This window comes from Micromonospora sp. NPDC048835 (genome assembly GCF_040649995.1).
In the GTDB taxonomy this organism is placed as follows: Bacteria; Actinomycetota; Actinomycetes; order Mycobacteriales; family Micromonosporaceae; genus Micromonospora.
The window spans coordinates 17,559-30,339 of sequence record NZ_JBEZGM010000025.1; the positions used below are offsets into that span (position 1 = coordinate 17,559).

Genomic DNA, 12,781 nt, shown 5'->3' on the forward strand with positions numbered 1-12,781 from the left:
AATGCAACGTAGCGTTTCCGGTGTCAGAAACAGCGCACCAGCACGGGAGAGCAACGATGCAGACGTTCGACACCCCCGCCCCCATCTCGACCGTCCTGGACATCCCCGCCGGACGGATCCAGCTCATCGCCGCGGACCGCGCCGACACCGTCGTCGAGGTTCTGCCCACCGACCCCTCGAAGAGCCGCGACACCAGGGCTGCCGAGCAGACCACCGTCACCTACGCCGACGGTGTCCTGCGGATCGCGGCCTCGACCCCCCAGAACCGGCTCGTCGGCCCGTCCGGGTCGCTGCAGGTGACAGTCCAACTGCCCGCCGACTCGCGTATCGAGGCCAGGACCGCGAGCGCCGAACTTCGCGGCGTCGGGCGTCTCGGCGACATCGCCTTCGAGGGCGCGTACCGCCAAATCAAGATCGACGAGGCCGGAAGCCTCCGCCTCACCGCTGTCGACGGCCACGTCGAGGTCGGCCGGCTCAACGGCCCCGCCGAGATCAGCACCGCGCGGGGCGACATCCGGATCGCCGAGGCCGCGCACGGCACGGTCGTGCTCACCACCCAGTCCGGCGACATCTCGGTCGGTGCCGCCGCCGGCGTCTCCGCCGCACTCGACGCCGGCACCGGCCACGGCCGGATCAGTAACGCCCTCAAGAACGACGGCAGCGCCACCCTCCACATCCGCGCCACCACCTCCCACGGCGACATCACCGCCCGCAGCCTCTGAAAGGGACCGATCGAGATGACGAACAACAGCATGCCCTCGACCAGTACGACGTGGACCGGCATGGTGCCGGTCGACGACACGGCCCTGGCCGTCACCGACACCGGCGGGCCCGGCATCGCCCTGATCTACCTCAACGGCCAGTTCGCCACCCAGGGCTACTGGCGGCGGGTCATCGCCGAGCTGGGCACCGGGTTCCGGCACATCACCTACGACGAGCGGGCTCGCGGCAGAAAGTCGAAGCGCTCAGCCGACTACTCGTTCGAAGCGGCCGTCCGGGACGTCGACGCCGTGCTCGCCGCCCGCGGGGTGGACCAGGCGGTGCTTGTGGGCTGGTCCTACGGCGCGGTGGTCGGGGCGCACTGGGCCAACCGGAACCCGGCGCGTGCCATCGGCGCGGTCCTCGTCGACGGCGCCTTCCCGCACGACTGGCTCGACGAGGCGATGGCGAAACGGATCCGCACCATGTTCCGACGGATGAACCTGTTCATGCCCCTGCTGCGCCCGACCGGCCTGACCCCACGGATGAACGCCGACCAGATGGCGGAGAGCAACATCGAACTCGGCGAACTCTCCCGCGAGCGCGAACTGGGCCCGGTGCTTGACGCCATCACCGTCCCGGTGCGGTACGTGGTCGCCTCCGGGACGTCCCTCGGCAGTCGTGGGGACGAGCAGGAGCAGATCCGAACCAGCCTCGACGCGGTGATCGCCCGCAACCCGAGCATCACCATCGCAGCGAAGGTCACCAGCAACCACGGTGCGATCCTCAAGAAGGACTTCCGAGCCGTAGCCGAAGCGGTACGCGGAGTCGCCACCCTCAGCCGAAGCGAACGAAAGACCCTCGACGAGGGTGCGTAGTCGGCCGCAACACCACGCCGATCTTGCAGTTTCGGTCGCCGAGATGGGCGGATTGCCCCCTTGGTCTGGGCAGAAAGTGCAAGATCGCGGGGCGGACCATGTCGCCCAGGGAGCTGGGGTTCGAACGCGCGCGTTGACGGGTGACACGAGGTCACCCGTCAACGCGAGGCGTCAGGAAGACTCGCGGGCGGCCGGGCCGCTGCCGAAGAGCACGTCGTCCCAGCTCGGCAGTCGCTTGCGAGGCTTGCCGTTGGCGTCGGTCGACTCGCCACCGGTCGCCGCCGCGGTGCCCGTCCGGCGGGGCCGCAGCACCGCAAGCGACGGCACGGCCGGGACCTCCTTGGGCGCGTCCGAGTCGTCGTCGAACGCCGAGCCCTGGCCACCGCCGAGCAGCGCGGCGGCACCCCCACCGACCGGCCGCTGCCGGGGTGCGTCCGACCCGGCCAGGGCAGCCGGGGTACGCGGCTCCAGCCCCCGACCCGACGAACCGCCGAGCGGACGGTCCAGCGAGGCGAGCAGGGCGTCCCGGCCGGCCCGGATCGGATCCCGGCCGGGGCGCGGGTGCTCGGACGCCGCAGGCAGGCCGTGCCCGCCCCGACTCGGCTCGCCACGCGACGGACCGGGCAGGGCGTGCCCGCCCCGCTCCGGAGCCGGCTCCTGGCCGAGGATCGGAGTGGGCCGCTCGGCGCACAGGTACTGCGCCATGTCGTCGTGCGGCGTGACCACCTGTCGGGCCTTGTCCATGTCCCAGATGGCCTGCGCGGTGGCCTTGCCCGACGGCCAGGTGGCGATGATCCGCCAGGTGCCGTCATCGCGCCGGTACGCATCCCACGAGATCTTCTCGGTGTCGATGCCGTGCTGGCTCAGCCGACCGTTGACCACCTCGGCCAGCGGGGTGGGCTTCTCCGCGCCCTTGAGTCGGGTGCGCCGGGCGTGCTGGGCGAGCATCGCCCGCTCCTGCAACACCGGGCCGGCGTAGCGCAGCACGCGGTCGACCGGCACCCCGGCGATCCGGGCGACGTCCTCGGCCGACTCACCGGAGCGGATGCGGGCCTGGATGTCCCGAGGAGACAGTGAGGGAACCGGGTCGACGGTGCTCGGTGCCACCGCGAGCGGCGGAGCACCCGGCTCGGGGTGCATCACACCGGCGATGCGTTCGTCGATGGGCAGGGCCAGGAGGCGCCCAACCTCGTCGGCGAGCACCAGCGCCTGGCCGTCCTCGGAGAGGGCGACGAAGCGTACTGGGCGCATAACGTTGCCTCCGTCCCGCTTCGCTGGCCGCACACCACGAGTCGGCCACCCAGGCGTCTCGGACCACCGTACGCGCATCTGTCTCGGGGTGGGGGAAGCGACACCCCGCATGTCGTGACTGAGCTGCGGCGATGATCACGGTCGGTGTCCGTAGAGGCGTCAACGGACACCGACCGTGATGATGGTCAGAGTCGCTCGACCACGTAGTCGATGGACGCGGTCAGCGCCTCGACATCGGCCGGCTCGACGGCCGGGAAGAGCGCCACCCGCAGTTGGTTGCGACCGAGCTTGCGGTAGGGCTCAGTGTCCACGATGCCGTTGGCACGCAGCGCCTTGGCGATCGCCGTGGCGTCCACCCCGTCGGCGAAGTCGATGGTGGCGACCACGTTGGAGCGCAGCGCCGGGTCGGTGACGAACGGGGTGGCCACGCTGGACCGCTCAGCCCAGCCGTAGACCGCGGCGGCGCTCTCGGCGGTGCGCTTCGCCGCCCAGGACAGGCCACCCTGCGCGTTCATCCAGTCGGTCTGCTCGGCGGCCAGGAAGATGGTGGCAAGTGCCGGGGTGTTGTAGGTCTGCTCCAGCCGCGAGTTGTCGATCGCGGTGACCAGGTCGAGGAAGGCGGGGATGTAGCGCCCGGACGCCTTGATCTCGGCGGCCCGGTCCAGGGCGGCCGGGGACATCAGGGCCAGCCACAGACCACCGTCGGAGCCGAAGCACTTCTGCGGGGCGAAGTAGTAGACGTCGGTCTCGCCGACGTTGACCTCCAGGCCACCCGCGCCGGACGTCGCGTCGACGAGCAGCAGCGCGCCCTCGTCGGCCCCGGCCACCCGGCTGATCGGGACGGCCACACCTGTCGAGGTCTCGTTCTGCGGCGTCGCGTACGCGTCCACGCCGGACTCGGCGACCAGGGCCGGCGCGCTGCCCGCGTCGGCCTTGCGGACCGTCGGCTCACCCAGGAACGGGGCGTCCTTGACGGACTTCGCGAACTTCGCACCGAACTCACCGAAGCTTGCGAACTGGGCCCGGTCGCGGATCAGGCCGAAGGTGGCGACCTCCCAGAACGCGGTGGTGCCGCCGTTGCCGATCACCACCTCGTAGCCCTCGGGCAACGAGAAGAACTCGGCGATGCCGGACCGCAGCCGGGCCACCTGGTCACGGACCGTCTTCTGCCGGTGCGAGGTGCCGAGGTAGGTGGTCGCGACCTCGGCGAGAGCGGACACCGCCGCCGGGCGGACCTTGGACGGGCCGCAGCCGAAACGTCCGTCGGCGGGCTTGATCTCATCGGGAATCCGGATGATCGGTGCGTCAGCCACGGTCTTGAAGATCCTTCCGCAAGGGCGAGGGCGGGCCCGGCGACACTGCCGGCCCTCATCCTCGCACCCGGGCCACACGGCGACGGGCGGGGTCCCGGCCGTCGGTCTGAGTCCTTCGCCACAGTTCGCCCCGACAGGCGCGGCGATGACCCTGCTCGACGCCGGGCGTCGAAAGGGCCCCTCCCCGACGCCCGGCGTCGAGGAGGGGCCCTTTCCTACCGCTCAGACTCCGTGCGGGATGGCCGCCCAGCCCTCGACGTCGGATGGCTTGCGGGCCTCCGGGCCCATGTAACGGGCGGACGGGCGGACCAGCCGCTGCAGGCGCTTCTGCTCCAGGATGTGCGCGCTCCAGCCGCCCATCCGCGCGCAGGTGAACATCGAGGTGAACATGTGCGCCGGCACCTCGGCGAAGTCGAGCACCACGGCCGACCAGAACTCGACGTTCGTGGCCAGCACCCGGTCCGGGCGGCGGGCCTGAAGCTCGGCGAGGGCGGCCTTCTCGAGCGCCTCGGCGATCTCGAAGCGCGGCGCGCCCAGCTCCTTGGCCGTACGCCGGAGCACGCGGGCGCGCGGGTCCTCGGCGCGGTAGACGCGGTGACCGAAGCCCATCAGCCGCTCGCCGCGGTCGAGGACGCCCTTGACGTAACCCTCCGCGTCGCCGCTGCGCTCCACCGCCTCCAGCATGCTCAGCACCCGGGACGGGGCGCCGCCGTGCAGCGGGCCGGAGAGGGCGCCGATGCCGGACGAGATGCAGGCAGCCGCGTCGGCCCCGGTGGAGGCGACGATGCGCGCGGTGAAGGTGGATGCGTTCAGGCCGTGCTCGGCGGCCGAGATGAAGTACGCGTCGACGGCCTTGACGTGCCGGGGGTCGGGCTCGCCACGCCAGCGCTTCATGAACCGCTCGACGATGGTCTGCGCCTTGTCGATCTCCTTCTGCGGCACCGCCGGCAGGCCGAGGCCCCGGGCGGACTGGGCCACGAACGAGAGCGCGGTCACCGAGACCCGGGCGAGGTCCTCACGGGCCTGCTCGTCGGAGATGTCGAGCAGTTGGTTGAGACCCCAGTACGGGGCCAGCATGGCGACCGCGGACTGCACGTCGACGCGGATGTCACCGGAGTGCACCGGCACCGGGAACGGCTCCGCCGGCGGCAGGCCCGGCCCGAAGCGGCCGTCGACGAGCAGTGCCCACACGTTGCCGAACGACACCTGGCCGATCAGATCCTCGATGTCGACTCCGCGATAGCGCAGCGCGCCGCCCTCACGGTCAGGTTCGGCGATCTCGGTCTCGAAGGCGACGACGCCCTCCAGCCCGGGTTTGAAATCGGCCATGTCGCTCTCCTGGATCTGGTCGGTGCGCCCGAACAGCTCATCCGGCCCGATCGGCCGAGCGCCTTAGGCGACCCTCAGGGATGTGTTCGCAACATACTGCCTGCTGAGTAAGGGATACGCGACCCACTGCGACTGTGCTGCACGCGACATCCCCGGACGCGCATTCTGCTCCCCGCTCGGTGAGACTGGGCAGGGCGGGCTGGCCAGCGCGGGAGGGTGCCGGCGAGGTCCGCGAAAAGGAGTGGCGACGTGACGGGTGACACACCCGGCCCGGCCGCGATGCGTAACGAGTACGCCGCGGACCTGGGCCTGACCGAGGCTGACCTGGCCACCGACTGGCACACCCAGTTCGACGGGTGGTTCGCCGACGCGGTGGCCTTCGGGCTACCCGAACCGAACGCCATGGTGGTGGGCACCGCCGATTCGGCCGGCCGGCCGAGCGGGCGGACGGTGCTGCTGAAGGGGTACGACCCGGAGGGCTTCGTCTTCTTCACCAACCACCTGTCGCGCAAGGGCGTCGAGGCGAGCGCGAACCCGTACGCCAGTCTGGTCTTTCCGTGGTTTCCCATGCAGCGGCAGGTGGTCATCGCCGGTCGGGTCACGGCTGTCGACCGCGCGACGAGCGAGGCGTACTTCGCCAGCCGGCCGCGCGGCTCGCAACTGGGTGCCTGGGCCAGCCCGCAGTCCCAGGTCGTGTCGGGCCGGGAGGTGCTTGAGCAGCGGTACCAGGAGTCGGTCGAGCGGTTCGCCGACCAGGCCGAGATTCCGACCCCGCCGCACTGGGGCGGGCTGCGGGTGCAGCCCGAGTCGGTGGAGTTCTGGCAGGGCCGGGCCGGACGGTTGCACGACCGGCTCCGCTTCCGTCGCCTCGACGAGGGTGGCTGGACCGTCGAGCGGTTGGCGCCGTGACGGGTGTGCAGGAGTCCCGGCCGCGCGCCGCGCGCCGCTGGGCGATCGACGTACGTCCGCTGCGGGTTCCGGCGTACCGGCGGCTCTGGCTCGGCAACACCGTGGCGATGTTCGGCTTCCAGTTCACCGCCGTCGCGGTGCCTGTGGAGATGTACGCCCTGACCCGGGACTCGTTCTGGGTGGGCCTGCTCGGGGTGGCCGCCTTCGTACCGTTGCTGGTCTTCGGGCTCTGGGGTGGCGCGGTCGCCGACGCCCGCGACCGGCGTGCGGTGCTGCTCGGCGGCTCATTGTTGCTTTGGGCATCCACTCTCGGGCTGCTGCTCCAGGCGGTGCTCGACGTGGGCAGCCCGGTGCTGCTGCTGGCGTTGATGGCGGTGCAGTCGGTGGCCTTCGCGATCAGCTCGCCGGCCCGCAGCGCCATGCTGCCCCGGCTGGTGCCGGAGGACCTGGTGGCGTCCGCCACCACCCTGAACTACACGACCTTCACCGCCGCCTCGGTCGCCGGCCCGCTCGCCGCCGGTCTGATCCTGTCCGCCTCGCCGGACACCTCGGTGGTGCTGCCGATCGCGTACGGGCTGGACGCGGTGCTCTTCACCGCGATGCTCTGGGCCGCGCTGCGGCTGCCCAAGCTCCCACCCGAGCCCACCGACGACGGTCAGGCCCGGAAGGCCGGCCTGGCCAGCGTCGTCGACGGGTTCCGCTACCTGGCCACCACCCCCGTACTGCTGCTGTCGTTCGGGGTGGACCTGATCGCGATGATCCTGGCGATGCCCCGGGCCCTCTTCCCGGAGATCGCCCACGAGCGGTTCGGCGGCGGTGGCTCGGTCGGTCTGCTCTACAGCGCCATCGCGATCGGCTCGATGATCGGTGGGCTGACCTCCGGCTGGATCGGCCGGCTCCGCCGACAGGGGCTCGGCCTGGTGCTCGCCGTGATCGGCTGGGGCCTGGCGATCGCCGCGGCGGGGCTGGCCCACCAGCTCTGGCTGATGGTCGCGCTGCTCGCCGTGGCCGGCGCCGCCGACCTGATCAGCGCGGTGCTGCGCCAGTCGATGCTGCTGGTCTACGCACCGGACCGGATGCGCGGCCGGCTCCAGGGCGTCAACACGGTGGTGGTGGCGGGTGGTCCACGGCTGGGTGATTTGCGTGCCGGCACCATGGCCGCCGGTTTCGGAGGCGGCGTGGCCTGGGTGGCCGGAGGGCTCGCCTCGGCGGTGCTCGTGGTGGTGCTCGCGGTCGCGTTCCCGGCTCTGCTGCGCTACCGGGCGGCCACGGCGTCGAGCGGGGGGCGGACGTGACCAGTTAGGGTCGCCGGCATGGAAAGCCCCGAGCCGCGCCCCTTCTCCGGCGCCCAGTGGACCATCTCCGCCGCCGGTCACGAGGCCGTCATCGTGGAGGTGGGCGGCGGCCTCCGGACCTACCGGCACGACGGTGTCGACCTGGTCGACGGTTACCGGACCGACGAGGTCTGCCCCGGTTGCACCGGACAGGTGCTGGCACCCTGGCCGAACCGGATCCGCGATGGCCGCTACCCGTTCGGCGACCGGACGCACCAGCTCGCGTTGACCGAGCCGGAGCGGCACGTGGCCATCCACGGGTTGGTCAACTGGGTGCCGTGGCAGGTGTTGGAGCAGTTGGCGGACGCTGTGACGGTCGGCTACGACCTGCCGCCGCAGCCGGGCTACCCGTGGCCGCTGCGGCTGCGGAGCCGGTGGAGCGTCGACGCGGACGGGCTGCGCGCCGAGCACGAGGTGACGAACATCGGCGGGGAGTTGGCCCCGTTCGGTTTCTCCGTGCACCCGTACCTGCAACTGGCCGGCGTCGCGGTGGACGACCTGGTGCTGCGGCTGCCGACCCGGAGCCTGGTGCTCGTCGACGGACGGCTGCTGCCGGTGGGCGTGACCCCGGTGGCCGGCACCGAGTACGACTGGACCAGCGCTCGTCGGATCGGTGCGTCAGTACTTGACTCCTGCTTCGGTGACGTGATTCGGGACGCCGACGGCGGCTCGTCGGTGAGCCTCGCCGCGCCGGACGGTTCGACCGGGGTGAGCATCTGGGCCGACGCCGAGTTCGGCTGGTGGCAGGTGTTCACCGGGGACACCCTCGCCGGTGAGCGGCACCGACGCTCGGTGGCGATCGAGCCGATGACCTGCCCACCGGACGCGTTCCGGTCGGGCAAGGACCTGCTCACGCTCAAGCCCGGCACGACCTGGCGCGGTGCCTGGGGCATCCGCCCCGGAGTCTGATGGAGTTCGCCGACGTCGTCCGCCGTCGGCGGATGGTGCGCAACTACGACCCGGACCGCCCGGTCCCGCCCGACGTGGTGGACCGGCTGCTCGACCACGCGGTCCGCGCGCCGTCGGCCGGCTTCGCCCAGGGCTGGGGTTTCCTGGTGTTGGAGGAGCCGGCCGATCGGGAACGGTTCTGGGCTGCCACCACCCCCGACGGGGGCGGGCGGGAACGCTGGCTGGCCGGCATGCGTCGGGCACCCCTGATCGTGGTGCCGCACGCAAACGAGTCGGCCTACCTGCGGCGGTACGCGGAACCGGACAAGGGCTGGACGGATCGGTCCACGGACCGGTGGCCGGTGCCGTACTGGCACGTGGACACGGGCTTCGCCGCGTTGCTGATGCTGCTCACCGCCGTGGACGAGGGGCTGGGGGCGTGTTTCTTCGGCATCCCGCCGCAGCGGCTCGACGCCTACCGGGACGCGTTCGGTGTGCCGCCGGAGTACCAACCCGTAGGTGCCGTCACAGTCGGTTACCGTGCGGCCGACCATCGGTCACCGTCATTGCGCCGGGGGCGTCGTCCGATGGACGAGGTGGTGCGGCGCGGTCGGTGGAACTGACGCCGACGTCCCGTTCGTCCGGTTGAGGATCGGACGAGCGATAGCGAAACTGACATCAGGGAGCAGAACGCAGCGTGCGCTGGGCGGCTAGGCTGGCACGGTCATCGGGGTGCCGCGCCGCGCGGTGCCCGCCGCGGCCCGGCTCGGCGCCGTAGGTCGGCCCGGCCACGGGGAGGGGAGCGTGCCGTCGTGATCTTCAGAGCGGTCCGGGACGGGCGTCCCTATCCGGAGCACAATCTGACGCTCAAGCAGTGGGCGGAGATTCCGCCGCGGCCACTGCGCCTGGATCAGATGATCACCACCAAGCGCGAGTTGGCGCTGGACAAGCTCCTCGCCGAGGATTCCACCTTCTACGGTGACCTCTTCCCGCACGTCGTGCAGTGGAACGGCGGGCTCTACCTGGAGGACGGGCTGCACCGGGCGCTGCGCGCCGCCCTCCAGCAGCGCAACCAGATCCACGCACGGGTGCTGGTGCTCTCCGAGCCCATCGAGTGACGAGCCCTTCATTCACCCGCTGAACCTTCGTTAGGGTGACGTCCATGACCGCTGCGCTGGACCTGCTCGACCTGGACCCGTCGCTCAGCGAGGAGGAGCGGCAGATCCGTGACGTCGTCCGACAGTTGGTCGACGACCGGGTACGCCCGCACGTCGCCGACTGGTACGAGGACGGCCGGGTGCCCGCCCGCGAGTTGGCCCGCGAGTTCGGCAAGCTCGGCCTGCTCGGCATGCACCTCACCGGTTACGGCTGCGCCGGTGCCTCAGCGGTCGCCTACGGGCTGGCCTGCCAGGAGCTGGAAGCCGGCGATTCCGGCCTGCGCTCCCTGGTCTCCGTGCAGGGGTCGCTCGCCATGTACGCCATCTGGCGCTACGGCAGCGAGGAGCAGAAGCAACGCTGGTTGCCGTCGATGGCCACCGGTGAGGCGATCGGCTGTTTCGGGCTGACCGAGCCGGACCACGGCTCCGACCCCGCCTCGATGACCACCCGGGCCCGCCGCGACGGCGACGACTGGCTGCTCACCGGGGCAAAGATGTGGATCACCAACGCGCCGATCGCGGACGTCGCGGTGATCTGGGCACGCACCGACGAGGGGGTACGGGGTTTCGCCGTACCCATGGACACGCCAGGTGTCACGGCCCGGGAGATCCGCCGCAAGATGTCGCTGCGCGCGTCGGTGACCGGCGAGATCGTGCTCGACGACGTCCGGCTCCCGGCCGACGCCCAACTGCCCGAGGCGGCCGGGCTCAAGGCACCGCTGAGCTGCCTCACCGAGGCCCGTTACGGCATCGTCTGGGGTGCCGTGGGCGCGGCCCGCGACTGCCTGGAAACCACACTGGCGTACGCGACCACCCGCACCCAGTTCGGTCGCCCCCTCGCCGCTTTCCAGCTCACCCAGGCGAAGCTCGCCGACATGGCCGTCGAGTTGGTGAAGGGGCAACTGCTCGCGCTGCACCTGGGCCGGCTCGCCGACGCCCACCGACTGCGGCCCGAGCAGGTGAGCGTGGGAAAGCTGAACAACGTGCGGGAGGCCCTGGCCATCGCCCGACAGTGCCGCACCATCCTCGGCGCCAACGGCGTCTCCGGCGAGTACCCGGTGATGCGGCACGCCAACAACCTGGAGAGCGTGCTGACCTACGAGGGCACCTCCGAAATCCACCAACTGATCGTCGGGCAGCGGCTGACCGGGCTCTCCGCATTCGCCTGACCTGCGCTTCTGTCGCTTCCTGGCGCTCGCCGAGCGACTGTCGTATCGGGGCCGTACCGTCATTGACAGACGACGTGTCTGACGAGGACGGTGAGCGTGATGGCCCGCGACGCTGGCAACAACGAGCCCACGAGGGAGTTCCCCGGTTACCCGACCGGTGACGATCTCAAGGCGCGGTCGGCCGCGACACCCGAGTGGACGACCGATACGCCGGAAGGCCCCGGCGGTCCGGCCGGTCCCGGTGGCCCTGGGGGTCCTGGTGGCCCGACGAGCGGTGACGGTGGCCCGGTCGGCGGTGGTGGGGGCGGTGGTGCGGCCCGAGGTCTGCTCCTGCTGCTCGGCGCCGCCGCGCTGGCCGTGGTCGTGCTGCTCGGCATTCAGGCGACCGGCATCCTGCCGGAGTTCCGCAACCCGTTCGCCAAGGAACAGACCGACCGCAGCCAGCCACCACTGCTGAAGTCGATCCAGGATCTCAGCCGCTACGTCGCCGCCGAAGGCAACTTCCAGGTCGTCGTCGACACGCAGAACGACAGGCGCAACGTCCCGGACTTCCTGCTCAACGAGCGCACCCTCTTCGTCGGGGCCGGCAGCGTCGAGGCGTACGTCGACTTCGCCAAGATCGGCGAGGGTGCCGTCGTCCAGTCCGCCGACGGCAAGTCCGTCGAGATCAAGCTGCCCGCGCCGCAGCTCGGCGAGACGAACCTCGACATGGAGAAGAGCTACGTCTTCGCCGAGCAGCGCGGTCTGCTCAACCGACTCGGTGACCTGGTCGGCAACGATCCCAACCGGCAGCAGCAGGTCTACCAACTCGCCGAGGACCGGATCACCGCCGCCGCACGCGACAGCGGCCTCTCCGCCCGCGCCGAGGAGAACACCCGCAAGATGCTCGAGGGGCTACTCCGCTCCCTCGGCTACCAGCAGATCACGGTCACCTACATCGCCGCCTGACCCGCCCCTCCGTACGCCGAAGCGCCCGCCCCGACTCTCGTCGGAGCGGGCGCTTCCGTCTGGTTTGCCCCTGGCTCACGGCCCGGTGGGCTGGCGGCCGGGGGCCTCGCCGTTGGTGGGCCTTAGGGCTCGAGTCGCTCCGGTGGCCATCGGTCTGCTGGACGTGCGCTGCTGCGTGGCGGCGCGGCGGCAGGCCGCGTGGCCGCGATACGAGCGATCTTGGACAGTTTCCGTCAGCGCGTGACGGAAACTGTCCAAGATCTACGATTCGGGGGGGTGTGCGGGGCGGAATCAGTGTCCGGTGGAGGCGAGGTAGCGGTCCTCGTTCGGCATCAGCACCCACAGGATCAGGTAGACGATCACCTGCGTGCCGGGCAGCAGCAGCGACAGCAGGAACAGCAGCCGGACCATTCCGGCCGACATGCCGAACCGCCGTCCGAGACCGGCACAGACACCGGCGATCATGCGCCCCTCGCGGGGTCGAACCAGTTTGCGACTCATCGTCGTACTCCCACTCTGCGGCGGTGCGCCGCGTCTGCAATCCACGGTAGAAAGGGATGACCACCTCGCCCTCGGTCCCGAGGAGGATCGGCAACCCGTGGACCCGTAAGTGCTTTACCCGGGCAGCCCCTTGCTGACGCCTCCTCCGAGCTCGCCCGCCAGCTGCCGGCCGTCTGCCGCGCACCGCCCCCCACCCGTCGCCCGCCGCGCACCCGCCCGCTCGTCTGCACTGGCCCTCCCGATCTCTCGCTCTATCGCCGCGCCACGTGTCGGCCGCCGAGTCTGCTTAGTGCGCTTTGGAGCTGATGTCGCAAACGATTCAGCGTTCGGCAGGGAGATCGTGCTTGATCCTGGTTGTAGTGGCATCGACGCGCGTTGACACCACTAGATCCTGCATCGAGCACC

The 12,781-nt window shown here is 71.0% G+C and carries 13 protein-coding genes; 9 read left to right on the plus strand and 4 right to left on the minus strand.

All coding sequences use genetic code 11. The features are described 5' to 3' along the window. Window positions 1-56 precede the first annotated feature (56 nt). On the plus strand, window positions 57-722 hold the full coding sequence (locus AB0C15_RS25275) for a DUF4097 family beta strand repeat-containing protein (RefSeq protein WP_357355839.1): 666 nt from the start codon (window positions 57-59) through the stop codon (window positions 720-722). A gap of 15 nt (window positions 723-737) precedes the next feature. Further along, window positions 738-1,577: an alpha/beta hydrolase gene (locus AB0C15_RS25280; RefSeq protein WP_357355841.1), complete on the plus strand. Its 840-nt coding sequence runs from the start codon at window positions 738-740 to the stop codon at window positions 1,575-1,577. Window positions 1,578-1,748: 171 nt separating this feature from the next. Here the strand turns inward: AB0C15_RS25280 and sepH are convergent, their stop codons facing one another. The 3 genes from sepH to AB0C15_RS25295 form a co-directional block, all read right to left on the minus strand. Further along, the gene (sepH, locus tag AB0C15_RS25285) at window positions 1,749-2,828 is read right to left on the minus strand and encodes a septation protein SepH (protein WP_357355842.1); all 1,080 of its coding nucleotides are present in this window, start codon (window positions 2,826-2,828) and stop codon (window positions 1,749-1,751) included. Between the two features lie 185 nt (window positions 2,829-3,013). Beyond that, window positions 3,014-4,141, minus strand: coding sequence for a phosphoserine transaminase (gene serC / locus AB0C15_RS25290; protein ID WP_357355844.1), 1,128 nt, complete (start codon window positions 4,139-4,141; stop codon window positions 3,014-3,016). 222 nt (window positions 4,142-4,363) lie between these two features. Beyond that, complete coding sequence (locus tag AB0C15_RS25295) at window positions 4,364-5,470, minus strand: citrate synthase 2 (protein WP_357355846.1); 1,107 nt, start codon at window positions 5,468-5,470, stop codon at window positions 4,364-4,366. Window positions 5,471-5,749: 279 nt separating this feature from the next. Here AB0C15_RS25295 and pdxH point away from each other — a divergent pair, with 279 nt between their 5' ends. The 7 genes from pdxH to AB0C15_RS25330 all read left to right on the plus strand — a co-directional run bounded on the left by pdxH (window position 5,750) and on the right by AB0C15_RS25330 (window position 11,875). Further along, on the plus strand, window positions 5,750-6,379 hold the full coding sequence (pdxH, locus tag AB0C15_RS25300; protein ID WP_357355970.1) for a pyridoxamine 5'-phosphate oxidase: 630 nt from the start codon (window positions 5,750-5,752) through the stop codon (window positions 6,377-6,379). Beyond that, the gene (locus AB0C15_RS25305; RefSeq protein ID WP_357355848.1) at window positions 6,376-7,674 is read left to right on the plus strand and encodes an MFS transporter; all 1,299 of its coding nucleotides are present in this window, start codon (window positions 6,376-6,378) and stop codon (window positions 7,672-7,674) included. Before pdxH ends, AB0C15_RS25305 begins: the two co-directional genes overlap by 4 nt. Before the next feature lie 18 nt (window positions 7,675-7,692). Then, complete coding sequence (locus AB0C15_RS25310) at window positions 7,693-8,622, plus strand: aldose 1-epimerase family protein (RefSeq protein ID WP_357355850.1); 930 nt, start codon at window positions 7,693-7,695, stop codon at window positions 8,620-8,622. Then, window positions 8,622-9,224: a nitroreductase family protein gene (locus tag AB0C15_RS25315; protein ID WP_357355852.1), complete on the plus strand. Its 603-nt coding sequence runs from the start codon at window positions 8,622-8,624 to the stop codon at window positions 9,222-9,224. The genes AB0C15_RS25310 and AB0C15_RS25315 overlap by 1 nt, the downstream gene beginning before the upstream one ends. Window positions 9,225-9,413: 189 nt before the next feature. Then, a complete protein-coding gene (locus AB0C15_RS25320; RefSeq protein ID WP_030329612.1) occupies window positions 9,414-9,719 on the plus strand; it encodes a type II toxin-antitoxin system VapB family antitoxin in 306 nt (101 codons plus the stop codon). Window positions 9,720-9,763: 44 nt separating this feature from the next. Then, a complete protein-coding gene (locus AB0C15_RS25325; RefSeq protein WP_357355854.1) occupies window positions 9,764-10,927 on the plus strand; it encodes an acyl-CoA dehydrogenase family protein in 1,164 nt (387 codons plus the stop codon). A 99-nt stretch (window positions 10,928-11,026) separates the two neighbouring features. Further along, window positions 11,027-11,875, plus strand: coding sequence for a DUF4230 domain-containing protein (locus AB0C15_RS25330; protein ID WP_357355856.1), 849 nt, complete (start codon window positions 11,027-11,029; stop codon window positions 11,873-11,875). Window positions 11,876-12,166: 291 nt separating this feature from the next. Here AB0C15_RS25330 and AB0C15_RS25335 read toward each other — a convergent pair whose 3' ends face one another. Continuing rightward, window positions 12,167-12,376 carry a PspC domain-containing protein gene (locus AB0C15_RS25335; protein ID WP_030486383.1) on the minus strand — a complete coding sequence of 70 codons (210 nt, stop codon included), beginning with the start codon at window positions 12,374-12,376 and terminating at the stop codon, window positions 12,167-12,169. Window positions 12,377-12,781 lie beyond the last annotated feature (405 nt).

Bases quoted from the DNA above. Each gene is read 5' to 3' on its own strand.
- AB0C15_RS25275 (WP_357355839.1), top strand. From the start codon at position 57: ATGCAGACGTTCGACACCCCCGCCCCCATCTCGACCGTCCTGGACATC.
- AB0C15_RS25280 (WP_357355841.1), top strand. From the start codon at position 738: ATGACGAACAACAGCATGCCCTCGACCAGTACGACGTGGACCGGCATG.
- sepH (WP_357355842.1), bottom strand. From the start codon at position 2,828: ATGCGCCCAGTACGCTTCGTCGCCCTCTCCGAGGACGGCCAGGCGCTG.
- AB0C15_RS25295 (WP_357355846.1), bottom strand. From the start codon at position 5,470: ATGGCCGATTTCAAACCCGGGCTGGAGGGCGTCGTCGCCTTCGAGACC.
- pdxH (WP_357355970.1), top strand. From the start codon at position 5,750: ATGCGTAACGAGTACGCCGCGGACCTGGGCCTGACCGAGGCTGACCTG.
- AB0C15_RS25310 (WP_357355850.1), top strand. From the start codon at position 7,693: ATGGAAAGCCCCGAGCCGCGCCCCTTCTCCGGCGCCCAGTGGACCATC.
- AB0C15_RS25315 (WP_357355852.1), top strand. From the start codon at position 8,622: ATGGAGTTCGCCGACGTCGTCCGCCGTCGGCGGATGGTGCGCAACTAC.
- AB0C15_RS25325 (WP_357355854.1), top strand. From the start codon at position 9,764: ATGACCGCTGCGCTGGACCTGCTCGACCTGGACCCGTCGCTCAGCGAG.
- AB0C15_RS25330 (WP_357355856.1), top strand. From the start codon at position 11,027: ATGGCCCGCGACGCTGGCAACAACGAGCCCACGAGGGAGTTCCCCGGT.
- AB0C15_RS25335 (WP_030486383.1), bottom strand. From the start codon at position 12,376: ATGAGTCGCAAACTGGTTCGACCCCGCGAGGGGCGCATGATCGCCGGT.